Origin of the sequence: Sporosarcina pasadenensis (genome assembly GCF_047228845.1) — a bacterium.
Lineage (GTDB): Bacteria > Bacillota > Bacilli > Bacillales_A > Planococcaceae > Sporosarcina.
Window position 1 is genome coordinate 92,513 of record NZ_JBFEGM010000004.1, and the last position, 18,895, is coordinate 111,407.

Below are 18,895 nucleotides of genomic sequence, written 5' to 3' on the forward strand. Positions count from 1 at the left end.
ATTAGATTTCCAAAATCTGCAGCTGGCTTTGGGCGCGGGGCTGGCTACTTTGGTCGCGGAAGCAGCCACTTTGGACGCAGAACGTCTCACTTTGAGCGCGAAACCGGCTTCTTTGGTCGCGGAACCCCTCACTTTGGACGCAAAAGCGGCTTCTTTGGACGCACGTCCGGTTGCTTTGGGCGCAGGGCCACTTGATTACAAAAAAAGAACTGTCGCGGAAAGTCATTTTATGACTTTCCGGACAGTTCCTTAAAAAAGTATAATCAGTCAACCATATGGTCGCTTCCGAAGAAGTTTTTGAACATTTGTACTGTCGTTGCGCGGTTCATCGCAGCAATGGATGTTGTCAAAGGAATGCCTTTTGGACATGCGACGACACAGTTTTGTGAGTTACCGCATTCTCCAATACCTCCGTCAGACATAATTGTCTCCAAGCGCTCGTCTTTGTTCATTGCACCTGTTGGATGCGAGTTGAATAGGCGAACTTGAGACAATAATGCTGGTCCGATGAAGTTCGTTTTGTCGTTGACGTTCGGACAAGCTTCTAGGCAGACGCCGCACGTCATGCATTTTGACAATTCGTAAGCCCATTGGCGTTTACGTTCCGGCATACGTGGACCTTCGCCCAAATCGTATGTGCCATCGATCGGAATCCAAGCTTTGATTCTCTTGAGGGAATCAAACATGAATTCACGGTCTACAACCAAGTCACGTACTACCGGGAATGTTCTCATCGGCTCAAGGCGGATCGGCTGTGTAAGCTGATCGACCAAAGCTGTACAAGATTGGCGAGGGCGTCCGTTGATCACCATAGAACATGCGCCGCAAACTTCTTCAAGGCAGTTCATGTCCCAGTTGACTGGCGTCGTTTTCTTCCCTTCAGCATTCACCGGGTTACGACGGATTTCCATTAGTGCGGAAATGACGTTCATATTCGGTCTGTATGGGATTTTAAAGCTTTCCCAATACGGTTTTGAATCAGGCGTGTCTTGACGCTGGATTTCAAAATGGACCGTTTTCTCTGCAGTTTGCTGCTCAAGGACAGCAGTTGTTTGCTCAGTCACTTATGTCAATCTCCTTTCTTCGCTGAATAGTCACGTTTACGCGGCGGAATCAAGGATACATCCACTTCTTCATAAGATAGGATCGGCGCAGATTTCCCGTCGAATTCTGCAATCGTCGTTTTCAAGAAGTTTTCGTCGTCACGTTCAGGGAAGTCCGGTTTGTAATGTGCACCACGGCTCTCATTACGATTCAGTGCTCCTAAAGTGATGACTCGTGCCAAGTATAGCATGTTTTTCAACTGGCGAGTGAATGTCGCGCCTTGGTTAGACCATTGTTGTGTATCTACAATATTGATGTTTTCATAACGTTCTAGAAGCTCTTGAATCTTGTAGTCTGTTTCTTGCAATTTATCGTTGTAACGGACAACCGTCACGTTATCTGTCATGATTTCTCCGAGTTCCCTATGCAGAATATACGCATTCTCGTTTCCATCCATCTTCAATGTCGCGTCCCATTTTTGCTGTTCGTCTTTCACAGCTGTTTCGAACAATGTCGATGGAAGCTCGTCTGCAGTGCGTTTTACTCCACGCATATACTTGACCGCTTCCGGACCTGCAACCATTCCGCCATAAATAGCAGATAGCAATGAGTTCGCTCCAAGACGGTTCGCACCGTGTTGGGAGTAATCACACTCACCAGCAGCAAACAGACCAGGGATATTCGTATGCTGCTCATAGTCGACCCATAGTCCGCCCATCGAATAGTGGACCGCAGGGAAGATTTTCATCGGCAGTTTGCGTGGATCATCGCCTGTGAATTTCTCATAGATTTCAATGATGCCGCCAAGTTTGATATCAAGCTCTTTAGGATCTTTATGGGAAAGGTCAAGGTAGACCATGTTTTCCCCGTTAATACCCAATTTCTGATTAACGCAGACATCAAAAATTTCACGTGTCGCAATGTCACGTGGTACCAAGTTTCCATAATCAGGATATTTTTCTTCAAGGAAGTACCATGGCTTACCGTCTTTATACGTCCATATACGGCCACCTTCACCACGTGCTGATTCACTCATAAGACGAAGTTTGTCATCTCCAGGAATAGCAGTCGGGTGAATTTGGATGAATTCACCATTCGCATATTTAGCCCCTTGCTGATAAACTATCGAAGCTGCGGAACCTGTATTGATTACTGAGTTTGTCGATTTACCGAAAATGATTCCAGGTCCGCCAGTCGCCATAATGACCGCGTCTCCAGGGAACGCCTTAATTTCCATAGACTGCATGTTTTGCGCTTTGATGCCTCGGCAAATTCCTTCATCATCCATGATGATACCAAGAAATTCCCAGTGCTCGAACTTTTGAACAAGACCCGCAACCTCATGACGGCGAACTTGCTCGTCCAATGCATATAGAAGTTGTTGGCCTGTCGTAGCGCCAGCAAAAGCTGTACGGTGATGCAACGTACCGCCAAAACGGCGGAAATCCAATAATCCTTCAGGTGTACGGTTGAACATGACACCCATCCGGTCCATTAAGTGAATGATTCCTGGAGCAGCCTCAGCCATAGCTTTGACAGGAGGTTGGTTCGCAAGGAAGTCCCCACCATATACAGTGTCATCAAAGTGTATTGCAGGCGAGTCGCCCTCACCTTTCGTATTCACTGCGCCGTTGATGCCGCCTTGTGCACAAACGGAGTGGGAGCGTTTAACCGGAACGAGTGAGAACAGGTCTACCCCGACCCCTTCTTCCGCAGCTTTGATAGTTGCCATCAAGCCGGCAAGTCCGCCACCGACGACAATCAATCTGCCTTTTGCCATTGTTGTTTCACTCCTCAAATTTTACATATACTTGTAATTCAGGAACTAGATTGTATTAGACGAATGCCAATAATGCTTGTATACCTATTACGGAAAGTACTAAGAATGCTAGGATTGTAATGTAGGAAACGATTTTTTGTGAACGTGGCGATTGTGCTATCCCCCACGTCACAGCGAACGACCATAGGCCATTTGCCAAGTGGAATGTCGCTGCCAAAACACCTGCAATATAGAACGCAAGCATGAACGGATTAGAAAGGATCTCTTCCATCATGTTGAAGTTCACTTCTGCTCCAAGTGCTTTCTGGATTCTCGTTTCATAGATATGCCACGCTATGAAAATGACTAAGAAAACACCTGTTACACGTTGCAACATGAACATCCAGTTACGGAATGTGCCGTAGCGCTGAACATTATTTTTCGCAGTGAAAGCTATGTACACACCATAAAACGCATGGAACATTAACGGAATATAGATAATGAACCATTCCAAGAACAGGACGAACGGCAAGCTCCCCATGAAATTGGATGCGTTATTGAACGCTTCTTCACCGCGCGTTGCAAAATGGTTGATGACCAAGTGTTGAGTTAGGAACAACCCAACCGGAATAACTCCGAGCAATGAATGAAGTCGGCGCAAGTAAAAATCTGATTCTCTCGACAAGTCTTTTACCCTCCCTTATTTAAGAGATATGTCCGATTGCGTCGTCACTGTTTGTACAAATGAAGGACGTTGACGGCATGCCTCTTAATGGTACAATATGATAACATGTTCATTGTACTCCTCACTTTTGAGGAGGTCAAGGCGATCTGGACTTTTTGCAGACCGTTGTCAAAAAGTTCATACACGACCCGATTCTCCTGAAAGGACTGCATAATCGTTGACTAAACAAACATATGAAGCTCCGACACGATTAGGATATGAAATCATAAGGGACCATGTGCTCCCTAACATACTAGGTAAACATGAAGATGAGATCCTCTACTGGTCTGGTAAAGATATTGCGAGGAAATTCCCCATTTTTTCAATCGATGAACTCCCGGATTTTTTCCAAGAGGCAGGTTGGGGTATTCTCGTATCTCATGAAGGCAAGACTGCAAAGGACGAGGCATTGTTCATTTTGGAGCAAAGTGATGCAACATTGATTGAGAACAGATCATACCAGTTGGAAGCCGGCTTCATTGCTGAACAGTTCCAAAAGCTGAATGGAGTCCTCACGGAATGCTATGGTGAGAAATTCCCGAAAGAGAAGCTTGTCCGCTTTCTTGTAAAATGGGACTTGAAAACAAAAATATGAATTTTCTTGCTACCCATCATTCTTCTTAATATGAAAAATTGCTAGATAGGGAAAAGGGCTCATCGTTAATCGATCAGAGCCCTTTTTCATTTTCCTCTTTAAAATACTCCATCACCGTTTCGGCAACTTTCATTGGGAGACCTGCATCATTCAGCTCGGCTACAGTTGCATCGCGTATTTTCTTAATTGAACCAAAATGCTTTAACAGTTGCTGCTTCCGCTTTGGTCCAACTCCTGGCAATCCGTCCAAAACAGATGTTAATGAATTGGAATCCCTACGTTGTCTATGGAACGTAATGACGAACCGATGCACTTCATCCTGTATCCGCTGGAGCAAATAGAATGCTTCGCTCGTTCGCTTCAACGGGACGACTTCTACTGGATTCCCGTACAACAATTGGGCAGTCTGATGCTTTTCATCCTTCGCCAGGCCAGCTATTGGAATGGACAGGCCGAGTTCATCCTCGATTATTTCCCGAGCAATCTCCATCTGTCCTTTTCCTCCATCGATGATGATCAGATCAGGCAACGGCAGATGGTCTCTCAAAACTCGGACATAGCGTCTTCTGATCACTTCACGCATCGCTCCATAATCGTCATGAGCAGCCGCAGTCCTCGTTTTGTATTTCCTGTAATCTTTCCGGTTCGGTCGCCCGTCAACAAAAGATACCATCGCGGAGACCGGATCGACGCCCCCGGTATGGGAGTTATCAAACGCTTCAATCCGCAATGGAGTCGAAATCCTCATCGCCTCTCCGAGGTCTTCGCAAGCACCAATTGTCCTCTGTTCTTGGCGTTCAATTAGCTGGAATTTTTCCCGCAATGAAATTTCAGCATTTTTATTCGATAACTTCACTAAATCCTTTTTCTTCCCTCGCTGTGGGATGAACACATTCACATTCAATAATTGCTGCACGAGTTCTTGATCGATCCCTTCCGGCAACAATATCTCCTTCGGCAGCAGGTGACCAGTCTTGCCGTAAAATTGACCGATGAATGTGAGCATCTCTTCCTCAGGGTCCTGATATAGAGGGAAAATGGAAACATCCCTTTCAATCAATTTACCTTGTCGGACGAAAAATACTTGGACGCACATCCATCCTTTTTCAACCGCATATCCGAACACATCACGATCTGTGAAGTCGTTCATCATCATCGTCTGTTTCTCCATGACCGCTTCGATATTGGCGATCTGATCCCGATATTCCTTTGCGCGCTCAAATTCGAGGTTTTCGGCGGCTGCGGACATTTTCTCCGTCAGATCTTTTTTCACGCTCTTATATCCACCATTTAAGAAACGGCTAATATCGTCGACCATTTCTTTGTATGTTTCCTGTTTTATTTCATGCACGCATGGTGCCAGGCATTGTCCCAAATGATAGTACAGACAGACACGGTCCGGCAGCTGATGACATTTTCGATATGGATATAGCCGGTCGAGCAGCTTTTTCGTTTCATGAGCAGCTGTGGCATTCGGATAAGGGCCGAAATACTTTCCCTTATCCTTTTTAAGTTGCCTTGTCACAATCAGTTTCGGATGACGTTCTGAAGTGATTTTCAAGTAAGGGTACGTCTTGTCGTCTTTCAGCATGATATTGTATTTCGGATCATGCTGTTTGATGAGGTTCAACTCCAAGATGAGCGCCTCGATATCCGATGATGTGATGATATATTCAAAGTCTACGATTTCCCCAACGAGGCGTTGTGTTTTTGCGTCATGGGACCCGGTGAAATAACTCCGGACCCGGTTTTTCAATATTTTAGCCTTACCTACATAGATGATTGTGCCTTGGCGATCTTTCATTAAGTAGCAGCCAGGCAAGTCCGGCAGCAAGGACAATTTATGCTCTATTTTTTCATTCATCTTCCTCACCTACCAAAAAACCGGGCTCCTATGAAGGTCCCGGTTTCAAGTAATCCATTACGCGTGTTTTTCGATCAATTCAGCAAGTTGTTCTTTCGGTTGGAAACCGACAACTTTATCGACAATTTCCCCGTCTTTGAAGAGGACAAGTGTCGGGATTGACATAATGCCGTATTCGCCGGCAGTTGCTTGGTTTTCGTCTACGTCGACTTTAACGATTTTCGCTTTGCCGTTTAGGTCTTGGTCGAGTTCTTCCAATACTGGAGCGATCATTTTGCAAGGTCCGCACCATGTTGCCCAGAAGTCAACAAGGACGAGGCCGTCTTTAGTTTGATCTTTAAAATCTTGGTCAGTTGCATGAAGAATAGCCATTTCTTTATTTCCTCCTTTAGTAAATCTAACTATGTTTGCATTATAGCATGATGGTTAAAGGCGAGCTAAACATCTGCTTCGCCCTTGAGCATCCCGGTTATCCGAAGCTTACTGCTCGCTTTTCGCGGGAGTCGAGCAAGCGCTTCTCCAAACCAAATTATTAATGCGTCAAACCAAGAAGGCTCCTACCATTGCAGGAGCCCCTCATTAATTAATTCGTTTTGATTTTCTTGATTTCTTCGATCATCATCGGGATGACTTCGAACAAGTCTCCTACGATGCCGTAGTCTGCCACTTTGAAAATGTTTGCTTCTGGATCTTTATTGATGGCGACGATCACTTTTGAGTTGGACATTCCAGCCATGTGCTGAATTGCGCCTGAGATTCCAGCAGCTATGTACAGATCAGGTGTCACGACTTTACCTGTCTGCCCGATTTGCAAGGAATAATCACAGTAGTCCGCATCACACGCTCCTCGGGATGCACCTACTGCACCGCCGAGCAATTGTGCCAATTCTTCAAGCGGCTTGAAGCCATCTGCACTCTTCACACCGCGACCTCCAGCGACAACGACTTTCGCTTCTGATAAATCGACGCCTTCCGTTGACTTCCGGACGACTTCGCTAATGATTGAGCGTAGATTCGTAATATCAACCGAAACGGAAGAAACGTCACCTGAGCGGCTTTCGTCTTTCGCAAGCGCTTCAATATTGTTTGGACGAACGGTAATGAAGAGAAGTCCTTCTTTATTCTTTACTTTTTCAAACGCCTTGCCGGAATAGATTGGGCGGACAAATACCGCGTCATCGCCTTCCCCTTCGATAGCTGTCACATCGGAAATCAATCCCGACTCTAGTTTACTAGCAATCTTCGGAGAGAGATCCTTTCCTAAAGCAGTATGGCCGAAAACGATGGCGTCTGGCTTTTCCTGCTCATAGACCGCCATGAAAGCTTGGCCGAAGCCGTCTGATGTATAATGTTTCAAATGCGGATGCTCCACAGTGATGACACGATCCGCACCGTATTTGATCATTTCTTCCCCTAATGATTGAACTGAATCCCCAAATAGTAAACCAACGATTTCCCCACCGCCAGCTACTGTTTTGGCAGCTGCAACCGCTTCGAATGAAACGTTCCGTAATGCACCATCACGAGCTTCACCAAGTACTACTACTTTTTTAGACATATAGAGTCCCTCCCATTACGATATGAATTGCAACAATCGATCACGCCTCGGCGTGATTGCGTCCGGATTTTTCGAGCCTGCTCGAAAACCTCCCTTAAAAATACGTGACATCCGCCGGAGTCGCTTTGATTTGATTCGGCAGAATCAAATCAAAGCACTTTTGCTTCTTTATTCAGAAGATCCACGAGCTCTTTCACCTGATCGGACAAGTCGCCTTCAAGAATGCGTCCAGCCGCTTTTTGAGGTGGGAGATAAATTTCAACCGTCACCGTTTTCGCTTCCACATCATCCTCGTCAAGGTCCAAATCATCCAATTCTAGTTCGTCAAGCGGCTTTTTCTTCGCCTTCATGATACCCGGTAAAGAAGGATAGCGAGGCTCGTTCAATCCTTGTTGTGCTGTGACTAGTAATGGCAACGAAGTTTCGATAGTCTCAGAATCTCCTTCGACATCACGAATGATTTTCACGGAAGTGCCATCGATGTCTAGGTTTGTAATTGTCGTAATGTAATTGATTCCTAACAGTTCCGCAACACGTGGTCCGACTTGCCCGGAGCCGCCATCGATCGCGACGTTCCCTGCAAGGATCAGATCCGCATTTTTGTCTTTCAAGTATTCTGCGATGATTTTAGCAGCAGTGAACTCGTCCATCTCATCCAAGTCATCCTCGGTATTAATAAGGACAGCTTTGTCCGCCCCCATTGCCAACGCCGTACGAAGTTGTTTTTCCGCTTCTTCGTCACCGATTGTAATGACTGTCACTTCGCCGCCGTGCTCATCGCGTACTTGGATCGCTTCTTCAATTGCATATTCGTCGTAAGGATTAATGATGAATTCCGCGCCATCTTCAACGATTTTCCCGTTTGCTACAGCGATCTTCTCCTCAGTGTCAAAAGTCCGTTTCACCAATGCATAAATGTTCATATCGTAAACCTCCCTGGCTTATTAATTCCCTTTGAATTGTGGTTCCCTTTTTTCAATAAATGCTTGGATACCTTCTTTTGCATCCTCTGAGACGAAAACCTCTCCGAATGAATCGGCCTCAGCCTTAACCCCTTCGTAGAACGAGTCTGTCTTCGTGTATTGAAGCATGCGAAGGGCTGCCTTCATTGCAATAGGACTTTTCTTCGCAATCTTCTTTGCCAATTCCATTGCCTTTGGAAGCAGCTCTTCCTCCGAGAATGCATGATTAGCTAGTCCCCACCGGACAGCTTCTTCTCCGGAAATTGGATCGCTCGTCAACAGCATTTCTGCCGCTTTCGCCACCCCGACATACCGTGGCAAGCGCTGTGTGCCGGCAAACCCGGGAATGAGACCCAATTGCAATTCCGGCAATCCGAGTTTAGCCTTCTCCGTAACTAACCGGATATGGCAACCCATCGCCAATTCCAATCCTCCACCGAGCGCTGCTCCATGGATGGCGGCAATGATCGGCTTTTTGAAGCTTTCCATCCGTTCAAACACGTCCTGACCTGCTGAAGCAAGCTGTGAAAATTGTTCGCCGGATGTCACTGTCGTGAATTCCTTAATGTCGGCACCCGCTGAAAAGAATTTTCCTTCTCCGTGGAGCACGATGACTCTGACGGATTCGTCATTCTCCACTTTATCCAACATTTGGTCAACCTCTTGGATTAGACCGCTAGATAGGGCATTGGCCGGCGGTCGGTCGATTGCAACGGATGCTACTCCATCTTCAACAACGATTTTCAAGAACTCCATTCATTCCCACCCTTTCCGAAATGCTCGTTTCCACATCGCTCATTCGTTTCCGGATTTACGCTTTCATTCCATTTAAAAGTAAGCGATGGACTTCTGGTGCCAATTTCATTAAATCATATTTTTGATCATTCATTACCCATGAGGTGATTGTTTCGTCTATCGTCCCGAATACCATTTGACGTGCCAGCCGGATGTCGATATGCTCATCAAACTCACATTTTTCGATACCTTCTTTTAAAATGGTATCGAGCAACGTCAAATACTCCTTCAATACTTCGTTGATCCTGTATCGAAGATCTTTGTTGGATTGCCGTAATTCCAATTGGGTTACAATGGCTAGGTGGCGGTCGCCATTGAGCAAACTGAAATGGTTTTCAATCATCTTTGCAAGCATCTCTGTCGCCGAGATTTCTTTTTGCAAGATCTCTTTCACGTTATCGACAAAGACGCCCATCTTCTCCCGGAAGACGGAAATAAGGATATCCTCTTTATTTTTGAAATAAAGGTATATCGTTCCGTCGGCAACGCCTGCTTCCTTGGCGATTTTCGAGACTTGCGCTTGATGATAACCGTTTTCGGCAATGACGATGACGGCGGCATCCACTATCTGTTTATATTTAGGTTTATCGCGTTTCAATTTTTTCACCACCAAAAAAAGAAAATATGAATGATGATTCATTCATATTTTCATATTAATCGTTTATTTGATTGTCGTCAAGTCTTTCGTCAGGAAGTTTGCAATTCCTGTTCCATCTTTTTCTTCTCTTCTTCTACGAGAGCGCGCCGCAATATTTTTCCGACAGCAGTTTTCGGCAACTCTTTCCTGAAGTCATATTTGCGCGGCACTTTAAATGAAGCCAAATGTTCACGGCAATACGTATCCAGTTCTTCTTCCGTCACCGACTTCCCTGCTTTTAGAACAATGTACGCTTTTACCGTTTCTCCTCGATATGGATCTGGAATGCCCGCGACGACGCACTCTTGAATTGCTTCGTGCTCGTAGAGGACTTCTTCGATCTCGCGCGGATATATGTTGAAGCCACTCGCAATGATCATATCCTTTTTCCTGTCAACGACATAGAAATGGCCTTCGTCATCCATATACCCTAAATCTCCAGTCAATAGCCATCCATCCCGGAATGTTTCAGCAGTTTCCTCCGGTCGGTTCCAATAACCTCTCATCACTTGAGGGCCTTTTACTGCAATCTCCCCAACTTCACCATTCGGCAGAGGCTCCGTCGATTCCGGACCTAGAATACACGCATCCGTATCCGGCCAAGGAACACCAATTGAGCCTTTCACGCGCCTTTCCTCCCATACGAAATTCGCGATGGCTACAGGTGATGTCTCTGTCAAACCATATCCTTCAACAAGCTTCCCTCCGGTAACCTTTTCAAATCGCTCCTGCAGTTCGACAGGCAACGCAGCTGATCCGCTTATACACGCTTTGATGGATGATAGGTCATATTTCGCCAGCTCCGGATGATTCAGCAATCCGATATAAATTGTCGGAGCTCCCGGGAATAGAGTCGGTTTTTGTTTATCGATCGCCTTCAACGCAGTATCGAAATCGAATTTTGGTATCAACACCATCTTATTGCCCAACATGACCGATAAGACGAGGACAGTCGTCATTCCATACACATGGAAGAATGGCAGAATTCCCATCACAGTCTCCTCGCCATCCTTGCATTTATACAACCATGCATTGCACATTTGCGCATTGCTGATCAGATTGGCATGAGTCAGCATAACACCTTTCGGCGGTCCCGTCGTTCCCCCTGTATACTGAAGCAATGCAATATCTTCCTCGAAATTAAAATCATATGAAACCGGATCTGGTTTTGCTATTTTCATTATTTCGGTAAAAAGATGGTTCATACCCCGATGTTCCACTTTCACGATGATACCATGTTCTTTTTTCTGGATGAACGGATAAATAAGATTTTTCGGAAATGGTAAGTAATCTTTAATTCCTGTTATGATGACATGCTCCAACTTTGTCTCCTTGACGACCTTCGTAATCCGTCCGAATAGAATATCGAGTGAGATGATCGCCTTTGCTCCGGAATCCACCATCTGATAAGCCAATTCCCTCTCTGTATAGAGCGGATTCGTCTGCACGACAATTCCTCCCATGTAGAGGATGCCATAGTAGGCGATTGCGCTTTGAGGACAGTTCGGAAGCATGATTGCGACGCGATCTCCCTTCTCAATGCCTAGCGAATGCAAATAGTTAGCAAATTTTAATGCCGATTCATGGAATTCTTTATAGCTAATGTCCTTGCCCATGAAATGCATTGCCGTCTTTGCGGGAAACTTGGTACTTGATCTCGTCAAGAATTCTTGAAGCGGAATCCGATCATAGTCGATCGACTTCGGTATTTCTGGCGGATACATATCCAGCCATGGTCTTTCTATCATTGTAACCCCCCTTTTCCCATTCCAATACTTAGAAAATTCCTTCTTTATATATTATATCGGTAAATGAATCCGCTTTCAAATAGAATATTATTTATATAGAGAAAAAATGCCTTGACCGGCAAATTTCAGTCAAGGCGTATTCGTTACCATCCAATAGACTCCTACAACAACAAAAAGTACACAGACGACGATTAATATCTTAGATAGTTTTTCCATAATAAGTCTCCTATGAAATGCTGGCACCGATGACAAACGATAAGCCTACCGATATTGTCAGTGAAATGAAACCGACGGATCGGTTATCCTCTTCGATTTCCTTATCAATATTGAACTTCGGCGTTAGGAACTCAAAAAGGATGTACGCGATGACGAGCAGGATAAAACCGAATAGACCCCATCCGATCATTTGCGGCAATGTATTATGCTGCTCAATTGAATATCGGAAAATATTTGCCACTCCAAATATTTTTCCGCCAGTCGCCATCGCGACCGCCATATTCCCTTTCCGAATTTCTTCCCAGTTGTTATATTTCGTTACAAGTTCAAATAGCACCATCGAAAAGATGAGGCAAAGGACTACAACACTGAAATAGCCTGTAGTTTCCACAAGGGGATGACTCCAAAACTCAGTTTTCGTCATTCATTTTGACTCCTTTGAAATTCATTCATCCTTTCCTCTACGAAAGAAAACCGGGAAAGTTTCATTTTTCCTTTAACTTTTCACTTCAACTCTACGACTGTCACTCCGTGGCCACCTTCACCCGCTTCCCCATAACGGTAGCTTTTCACGCGCGGATGGCTTTTCAAGTATGCTTGAACCCCTTGCCGCAATGCACCTGTCCCTTTTCCGTGGATGATCGATACTTGATGATAATTGGATAGCAATGCATCGTCCAAATATTTTTCCGTTCGGAGCAATGCATCTTCATATCGTTCACCACGTAGGTCAAGCTCCAACTTGACGTACGAATCCCTTCCTCTTACAGATGCGGAGACGACAGTGTCCTTTACTTTTTCAGGCTTTGTATATTCCAGCACCGATTCATCCAGCTTCATTTTCAAAATGCCGATTTGGACAATCCATTCATTTGCGGAAACCTTATCGACAAGCGTCCCCTTCTGCCCATATGTGATGACCTTCACTTCATCACCGGCTTCTAAAGGCCTTGGAGCCGCCTTCGCTTGAAGCTTTTTCTTCTTCTCTTCCGGCGCTGCACCTTCGAGACGTTTACGGGCTTCAATTAACTCATGTTCTTTGACGTTCGCTCCAACATTTAAGCGCATTGCCCGCAAATCGGATATGACTGCTTCCGATTCGACACGCGCTTCTTCCACAATTTTTTTCGCTTTCTCTTTTGCACCATCAATTAGCTTTTCTTTCATATCATCGAATTCGGAAAGCTTCGTCTCCAATTCACGTTTCAGTTTTTCCGTTTCAATGAGCAAGGCATGTGTCTGCTCGGCGTCTTTTTCGGATTGGACTCTGCTTGATTCCAATGAGGCGATCATTGAATCCACTTCTCCGCGGTCTGTTCCCGTGAATTTCTTCGCCCGATTGATGATATGTTCATTCAGACCGAGACGTTTTGAAATTTCAAATGCGTTACTTCTACCTGGTACCCCTATTAACAAACGATAAGTCGGACTCAACGTATCAATATCAAATTCCACGCTCGCATTCGCCACACCAGGACGATTATAGCCGTAAGCCTTCAACTCGGGATAGTGCGTAGTTGCCATCACTCTAGCGCCAGTCCCATGCACTTCATCCAATATGGAGATAGCCAATGCGGCCCCTTCCTGTGGATCAGTGCCTGAACCTAGTTCATCGAAAATGAGCAACGAACGCGAATCGAATTTTTTCAGGATATCGACAATGTTCACCATATGAGATGAAAACGTACTGAGACTTTGCTCGATCGACTGTTCATCGCCTATATCCGCGTATACGGAATCGAAAACGGCAACTTCCGACCCATCAAGTGCAGGAATTGGTAGCCCCGCCTGAGCCATCAATGTACATAGACCAACCGTCTTCAACGTGACGGTCTTCCCTCCTGTATTCGGGCCCGTAATGACGATTGTAGTAATATCCTTGCCAAATTCAATCGTATTGGCAACTGCTTGATCGATCGGCAACAAAGGATGGCGTGCTTTCGCCAGGCGGATATAACCTTCATCATTCACTTCCGGCTTCGTACATTTATGGGCAATTCCATATTTCGATTTTGCGAGAATGATGTCGATTTCCGATAATATATCCACAAGGACAAAAAGATCATGGGCAACCTGTTGCACTTTCACGGACAGCTCCTGCAAGATCTTTTCGATTTCATCCTTCTCTTTCATCTTCAAGTTGCGGATTTCATTATTCGCTTGCACGACAGCATCCGGTTCTATGAACAACGTCTGCCCGGATGATGACATATCATGGATGACTCCCCCGAAGTGAGATCGGTATTCGGACTTTACGGGGATGACGTATCTGTCGTTCCGAATCGTGACGATTGAATCTGATAGCATTTTCGATGCATTCCGTCCACGTGTGTACCCTTCGAGCTTTTCGCGGACACGCCCCTCTTGGATGCGCAAGCTTTGACGAATCGATCGGAGCGTGCCTGAAGCACTGTCGACGACATGTCCATTTTCGTCAATGGCAGCGTTGATCTCATGCTCAAGTCCGGTAAGGATCGGCAATGCCTCTTTCTTGGCTATAAAATGAGGGATTTCAATATCCTCATCCTCATCGACCGATTCGATGAATTGTCTCAGAATCCTGCTCGCACGTATCGTATTCGCAGTCTCCATCAACTCATATGCACTGAGCACACCGCCGATTTGCGCACGTTTTGCATGCGGGCGTACGTCGCTGATGCCCCCCATTGGCACGTTCCCTCTAACTCTCAATATAGCGAGCCCTTCGTCCGTCTCTTCGAGCAAGCGGACAACTTCCTGAAAATCGCTTACAGGAACCAGTTTTTCCATATATGATCTTCCTGCGGATGACGTACAGTATGTCGCTACGACATCCCGGATTTTATCAAACTCAAGTGTTTTCAAGACACGGTTTTCCAATGCCTTACACTTCCTTTCATTTCCGGACGATTTCCCGGATGAATTGTTCAAGCGGCCATGTGTTCACGACCGTCTCTTTTTTCAACCATGCCTTTTGCGCGTATTGCACACCGATTTCCATATGTTCTAATTGATCAATTGTATGCGCGTCGGTATTCACAGCAATTCTGACGCCCGCCTCCTGCGCCATCTCCAAATAGCGGACAGCCAAGTCGAACCGATGCGGATTGCCGTTCAATTCAAGTATTTTATTGTACTTCTTCGCCCATTCGATCAATTGCGGCACATCTGGATTATAGCCGTCTCTCTGACCGATGATCCGGCCTGTTGGATGAGCGATCATCGAAACGTATGGGTTCTTCATCGCCGCATGCAGCCTATTCATAATCTGCTCTTGCGACTGATTGAAATTTGAATGGATGGAGGCGATGACAAAATCCAACTCTTGCAATAAATCGTCATCAAAATCAAGTGTCCCATCCGGCAGGATATCCATCTCCGTCCCGCAGAAAATCTCAATATCTTCGTATTCCTCATTCAATCGCCGTATTTCTTCTATTTGGCTTCGAACCCTTTCAGGCGTCAATCCGTTTGCCACTCTCAAATATCGCGTATGATCTGTAATGACAATATGCGAGTATCCCCGCTCCCTGCAGGCTTCGACCATTTCCCGTATGGAATATCCACCGTCCGACCATGTCGTATGCATGTGAAAGTCGCCACGGATATCTTCGAACGTCACTACATCCGCAATTTCTTGAGCGCGGTCGATTTCCGTCCCGTCCTTGCGCAAAGAAGGAGGGATGAATGGCAGATCAAAAAAGGCGAAAAAGTCGCTTTCCGATTCAAAAGTCTTTACTGTTCCATCTTCCATTTCAACACCGTATTCGCTTATTTTCATCCCTTTTGACTTGGCTAGTTGACGCATTTTCACATTATGGTCTTTCGAGCCTGTAAAATGGTGCAATGCCGTCGCGAATTGGTCTTTCGTCACGAAGCGGAAGTCCGCATCGACCAATTCGGCCATGTCGAGGACGACGGAAAGCTTAGAATCACCGGCCGCAACCGTTTCCTCAATCGGCATCACTTCCATCAGTTTTTCCCGAACAACAGCCGGTTCATCCGTAACGATGATGAAGTCGACATCGCTGCTTTCCTCCTCAGCACGTCGGAAGCTCCCCGCCACTGAAAAACGGATGATTTCCTCTATTTCACGCAATTCCTCCTCGATTGCATTAACAATCGATTCCACTTGCCAAACCGGCAACTTCCCTTTCTTAGTGCCGAGCTGTTCAAGTTCATGCAGTATCTTCTCCTCGGTCTTTTTGCCGAATCCAGGAATCACGCTCACTTTGTTCGATTCACAAGCGAGGCGCAAAGATTCGATGGAATCGATTCCAATTGCTTCTCTAAGCTTGGCAATTCTCTTGCCACCAAGTCCAGGGACTTTCAATAGCGGAATGAGCCCTTTTGGAACTTCCTCTTCAAGCTCCTTCAACAAATCGGACTCCCCTTTTTCCATTAAATCGATGATGACCGCGCCTGTCCCTTTGCCGATCCCTTTTAACTTTAAAATGTCATCCATTTCGGATAGGCTCCGCGGATCTAACTCAAGCACATTCGCCGCTTTCCTGAACGCTCCTACTTTAAAAGGATTTTCCCCTAACAACTCCATATACAACGCGATTTTTTCAAATGTGCGAATGATCGTTTTCTTGTTCATGAGTAACCACTCCTCCATTTAACCCGAATCGTTCTTGAAAAAAGGCTTCCCTCCAACCAGGGGGGAAGCCGTACCGATAGTTCGTATAGAACAGCCTGCGTTTTTGTACAAGCTGTGATACGTCATTTCATATATATATACCACCATTTTTTCACTGTTTCCGAAAAGATCGGAGTATGTTCGAATATTGCATCCGCCAAAAGAGATTTTCCAATTAGCCCTTGAATGAACTCTAACGGCAGCATCGCCAGTAGATAGAGTAGTAGGAATATGAGAATATAAAACTCGATAAATCCTAAAGCAGCTCCACCGAAACGCGATAAAAAACCTAATACCGGCAGGAACTTCAGGAAATCAAACATGGACGCGATCAGCTGCAACACGAATTTAACTACGATAAAGATGATGACAAATGCCAGCATCCTGTAAAACGTCTGATCCAAATCAAGCTGTTCGACCGTCCAACTCAATTTGGAACCTGCAGTAACGCCAGGGTACGGAATCCATAATACGAACTTCTCAGATAATGGTTTATAATATATGTAAGCGACGACAAGAGCGATGATGAAGCCTGTCATATGTATAAGCTGTACGATAAGCCCCCGCCTAAATCCGGTGATCAATCCCCCTAAAAAGAGGATTAAAATTAGTAAATCAAGCATATACGACCGTCAACCCTTCAACTTATTCAATTCTTCTTCCAATTGCTCAATGCGTTCTTTCAGTTTCAAATAATCATGTACACTATTTACAGCTGTGAGGACAGCAATTTTGGATATGTCCAAATATGGGTTGCGAGAACTGATCTCCCTCATCTTATCATCGACCATCGATGCGACGAGCCGTACGTGATTGCTCGATTCGGTCCCGACAATAGTATACGTCTGTCCATATATGTCAACCGCAACGCGCGTCTTTTGCTCGTCTGCCAATGATGAACCCCCCCATTCAAATTATATACATAATGATACCATCTGAAATCCTGTACCCAATCATACCATGAAATCGTTTTAGTTGAAAAGGGAAGGGGATGGTTTCGCTTGTGGGATTGGAAAAATAGTTCGGAAAAGGTGCAGCCGTCGATTTCCGTTTCAGGCGGACGCTTTCCGGGGGCGGGCGGTGAGCCAATCGAACAGCGAAGGGTTCGATTTGCCGTATTTCTGCGCCTTTTGCAGAAATTAAGGCAGCCTGCTCCCTTTGGGTCACAGAAAACATTGCTCGCAACGCTTTGCTTTTGCTCGCAAACGCCGTTCTTCGTAACGGCGTTCGCTAATCCCCCAGGAGTCGCCGCCTTTCACTTCAATCAACTATTATGTATCGTACATATCCTTGATATATCTTCCTTCTATGTATCGTACATATCCTTGATATATCTTCCTTCGTTATTATTGTACAATATACAAATAAGGTAAGGTAGGAAAGGAAGTAGTATATGAGCCAAAGTGTGCTTCAAATGGATAAAGCAAAGTTGGATAAGCTGATGGCGCATTATGCCGCCTTTAAAGTTGTACGAAATGCACCTGGTGTCGTCTTTGCGGCAAAGTTGCCGGATGTTGCCATTACGGCATACAAATCGGGGAAAGTGCTTTTCCAAGGCGGAGGTGCGCTTCGGGAGGCTGCTAACTGGGGAACTATCGATACGCCGACCCTTAAAAAGACCAATGCAAAAGGAGAGACTTTGCCTGAACGTTTCTCAGAGCTTTCCGTCCTCGGTTCTGATGAAACGGGCACAGGTGATTTCTTCGGCCCTGTTACGGTTGCCGCCTGTTTCGTCAGCTCCGACCAAATCGAGCTCGTACGTGAATTAGGTGTAAAAGATTCCAAGCAGTTAACCGATGATTGGATGCGGCAAATAGCACCGGATCTTCAAGCAACACTCGTACACAGCGTTTTGACCTTGCCGAATGAGAAGTATAACGAGGTGCAAGCAAGCGGATGGTCGCAAGGTAAAATTAAGGCATTGCTTCATAATCAGGCACTTAAACATGTCTTACGCAAAATGAATGACGAAAAGCCTGATTACATTCTTATCGACCAGTTCGCGGAACGCGGAATTTATTACAATCATATTAAAAACGAACCTGAAATCGTTCGTGAAAACGTATTGTTTTCAACGAAAGCTGAAGGCCTGCATATAGCTGTCGCTGCAGCATCCATTATTGCAAGGGTTGCTTTTTTGGAAGAGATGGATCGTTTGAGTGCAATTGCAGGCGTACGGCTTCCTAAAGGTGCAGGAAAAGTAGTGGATGAAGCAGCCGCGAAGATTTTATTGAAGAGCGGCGAAGCGACTTTGAAATCGATGACGAAATGGCATTTTGCCAATGCACAGAAGGCGAAAAAGATTGCATCCATGAAAAATAAACATCTGTAAATTCCAACAAAAAAGACCGCTCATGGAGGATTAGTCTCCA

General features: G+C 45.5%; 18 protein-coding genes. 3 read left to right on the top strand and 15 right to left on the bottom strand.

Features of this window, described 5'->3' with window-relative positions; translation table 11 throughout:
* Positions 1–49: 49 nt before the first annotated feature.
* The gene (locus tag AB1K89_RS07375) at positions 50–253 is read left to right on the top strand and encodes a hypothetical protein (RefSeq protein WP_413054128.1); all 204 of its coding nucleotides are present in this window, start codon (positions 50–52) and stop codon (positions 251–253) included.
* A 10-nt stretch (positions 254–263) separates the two neighbouring features.
* On the opposite strand, the gene sdhB is transcribed toward AB1K89_RS07375, so the two are convergent.
* The 3 genes from sdhB to AB1K89_RS07390 are packed head-to-tail and all read right to left on the bottom strand — an operon-like array spanning position 264 to position 3,488.
* Positions 264–1,064, bottom strand: coding sequence for a succinate dehydrogenase iron-sulfur subunit (gene sdhB / locus AB1K89_RS07380; RefSeq protein ID WP_252502700.1), 801 nt, complete (start codon positions 1,062–1,064; stop codon positions 264–266).
* 5 nt (positions 1,065–1,069) lie between these two features.
* On the bottom strand, positions 1,070–2,824 hold the full coding sequence (gene sdhA / locus AB1K89_RS07385) for a succinate dehydrogenase flavoprotein subunit (protein WP_252502699.1): 1,755 nt from the start codon (positions 2,822–2,824) through the stop codon (positions 1,070–1,072).
* A gap of 55 nt (positions 2,825–2,879) precedes the next feature.
* Positions 2,880–3,488, bottom strand: coding sequence for a succinate dehydrogenase cytochrome b558 subunit (locus tag AB1K89_RS07390; RefSeq protein ID WP_413054129.1), 609 nt, complete (start codon positions 3,486–3,488; stop codon positions 2,880–2,882).
* A gap of 217 nt (positions 3,489–3,705) precedes the next feature.
* Between AB1K89_RS07390 and AB1K89_RS07395 the strand changes: the two genes are divergently transcribed.
* Positions 3,706–4,122, top strand: a complete 417-nt coding sequence (locus tag AB1K89_RS07395) for a YslB family protein (protein WP_413054130.1) — start codon at positions 3,706–3,708, stop codon at positions 4,120–4,122.
* A 73-nt stretch (positions 4,123–4,195) separates the two neighbouring features.
* Here AB1K89_RS07395 and uvrC read toward each other — a convergent pair whose 3' ends face one another.
* From uvrC to zapA, 12 genes are all read right to left on the bottom strand, one after another.
* A complete protein-coding gene (uvrC, locus tag AB1K89_RS07400) occupies positions 4,196–5,986 on the bottom strand; it encodes an excinuclease ABC subunit UvrC (RefSeq protein WP_413054131.1) in 1,791 nt (596 codons plus the stop codon).
* A 57-nt stretch (positions 5,987–6,043) separates the two neighbouring features.
* Positions 6,044–6,358, bottom strand: a complete 315-nt coding sequence (gene trxA / locus AB1K89_RS07405; RefSeq protein WP_413054132.1) for a thioredoxin — start codon at positions 6,356–6,358, stop codon at positions 6,044–6,046.
* A gap of 211 nt (positions 6,359–6,569) precedes the next feature.
* Complete coding sequence (locus AB1K89_RS07410) at positions 6,570–7,544, bottom strand: electron transfer flavoprotein subunit alpha/FixB family protein (protein ID WP_413054133.1); 975 nt, start codon at positions 7,542–7,544, stop codon at positions 6,570–6,572.
* 149 nt (positions 7,545–7,693) lie between these two features.
* Positions 7,694–8,467, bottom strand: a complete 774-nt coding sequence (locus AB1K89_RS07415; RefSeq protein WP_413054134.1) for an electron transfer flavoprotein subunit beta/FixA family protein — start codon at positions 8,465–8,467, stop codon at positions 7,694–7,696.
* Between the two features lie 21 nt (positions 8,468–8,488).
* Entirely contained in the window at positions 8,489–9,262 is a 774-nt protein-coding gene (locus AB1K89_RS07420; protein WP_413054135.1) for an enoyl-CoA hydratase, read from the bottom strand.
* Positions 9,263–9,317: 55 nt separating this feature from the next.
* Positions 9,318–9,899 (bottom strand): fatty acid metabolism transcriptional regulator FadR, encoded by a 582-nt coding sequence (fadR, locus tag AB1K89_RS07425; RefSeq protein ID WP_413054136.1) that lies wholly within the window; start codon positions 9,897–9,899, stop codon positions 9,318–9,320.
* Positions 9,900–9,988: 89 nt separating this feature from the next.
* Entirely contained in the window at positions 9,989–11,686 is a 1,698-nt protein-coding gene (locus AB1K89_RS07430; protein ID WP_413054137.1) for a long-chain-fatty-acid--CoA ligase, read from the bottom strand.
* Between the two features lie 226 nt (positions 11,687–11,912).
* On the bottom strand, positions 11,913–12,326 hold the full coding sequence (locus tag AB1K89_RS07435; RefSeq protein ID WP_252502687.1) for a DUF350 domain-containing protein: 414 nt from the start codon (positions 12,324–12,326) through the stop codon (positions 11,913–11,915).
* Between the two features lie 80 nt (positions 12,327–12,406).
* Entirely contained in the window at positions 12,407–14,761 is a 2,355-nt protein-coding gene (locus tag AB1K89_RS07440; RefSeq protein ID WP_413054138.1) for an endonuclease MutS2, read from the bottom strand.
* Positions 14,762–14,777: 16 nt separating this feature from the next.
* On the bottom strand, positions 14,778–16,484 hold the full coding sequence (gene polX, locus AB1K89_RS07445; RefSeq protein ID WP_413054139.1) for a DNA polymerase/3'-5' exonuclease PolX: 1,707 nt from the start codon (positions 16,482–16,484) through the stop codon (positions 14,778–14,780).
* Positions 16,485–16,606: 122 nt separating this feature from the next.
* Positions 16,607–17,146: a CvpA family protein gene (locus AB1K89_RS07450; protein WP_413054140.1), complete on the bottom strand. Its 540-nt coding sequence runs from the start codon at positions 17,144–17,146 to the stop codon at positions 16,607–16,609.
* Positions 17,147–17,155: 9 nt separating this feature from the next.
* Positions 17,156–17,416: a cell division protein ZapA gene (zapA, locus tag AB1K89_RS07455; RefSeq protein WP_413054141.1), complete on the bottom strand. Its 261-nt coding sequence runs from the start codon at positions 17,414–17,416 to the stop codon at positions 17,156–17,158.
* A gap of 500 nt (positions 17,417–17,916) precedes the next feature.
* Between zapA and rnhC the strand changes: the two genes are divergently transcribed.
* Positions 17,917–18,855: a ribonuclease HIII gene (gene rnhC, locus AB1K89_RS07460; RefSeq protein WP_413054142.1), complete on the top strand. Its 939-nt coding sequence runs from the start codon at positions 17,917–17,919 to the stop codon at positions 18,853–18,855.
* Positions 18,856–18,895: the final 40 nt, after the last annotated feature.

What these genes read in the sequence shown, in the direction of transcription:
- AB1K89_RS07420 (WP_413054135.1), bottom strand. Translation starts at nt 9,262, where the DNA reads ATGGAGTTCTTGAAAATCGTTGTTGAAGATGGAGTAGCATCCGTTGCA.
- AB1K89_RS07415 (WP_413054134.1), bottom strand. Translation starts at nt 8,467, where the DNA reads ATGAACATTTATGCATTGGTGAAACGGACTTTTGACACTGAGGAGAAG.
- uvrC (WP_413054131.1), bottom strand. Translation starts at nt 5,986, where the DNA reads ATGAATGAAAAAATAGAGCATAAATTGTCCTTGCTGCCGGACTTGCCT.
- sdhA (WP_252502699.1), bottom strand. Translation starts at nt 2,824, where the DNA reads ATGGCAAAAGGCAGATTGATTGTCGTCGGTGGCGGACTTGCCGGCTTG.
- AB1K89_RS07410 (WP_413054133.1), bottom strand. Translation starts at nt 7,544, where the DNA reads ATGTCTAAAAAAGTAGTAGTACTTGGTGAAGCTCGTGATGGTGCATTA.
- AB1K89_RS07435 (WP_252502687.1), bottom strand. Translation starts at nt 12,326, where the DNA reads ATGACGAAAACTGAGTTTTGGAGTCATCCCCTTGTGGAAACTACAGGC.
- polX (WP_413054139.1), bottom strand. Translation starts at nt 16,484, where the DNA reads ATGAACAAGAAAACGATCATTCGCACATTTGAAAAAATCGCGTTGTAT.
- AB1K89_RS07450 (WP_413054140.1), bottom strand. Translation starts at nt 17,146, where the DNA reads ATGCTTGATTTACTAATTTTAATCCTCTTTTTAGGGGGATTGATCACC.
- trxA (WP_413054132.1), bottom strand. Translation starts at nt 6,358, where the DNA reads ATGGCTATTCTTCATGCAACTGACCAAGATTTTAAAGATCAAACTAAA.
- rnhC (WP_413054142.1), top strand. Translation starts at nt 17,917, where the DNA reads ATGAGCCAAAGTGTGCTTCAAATGGATAAAGCAAAGTTGGATAAGCTG.
- AB1K89_RS07430 (WP_413054137.1), bottom strand. Translation starts at nt 11,686, where the DNA reads ATGATAGAAAGACCATGGCTGGATATGTATCCGCCAGAAATACCGAAG.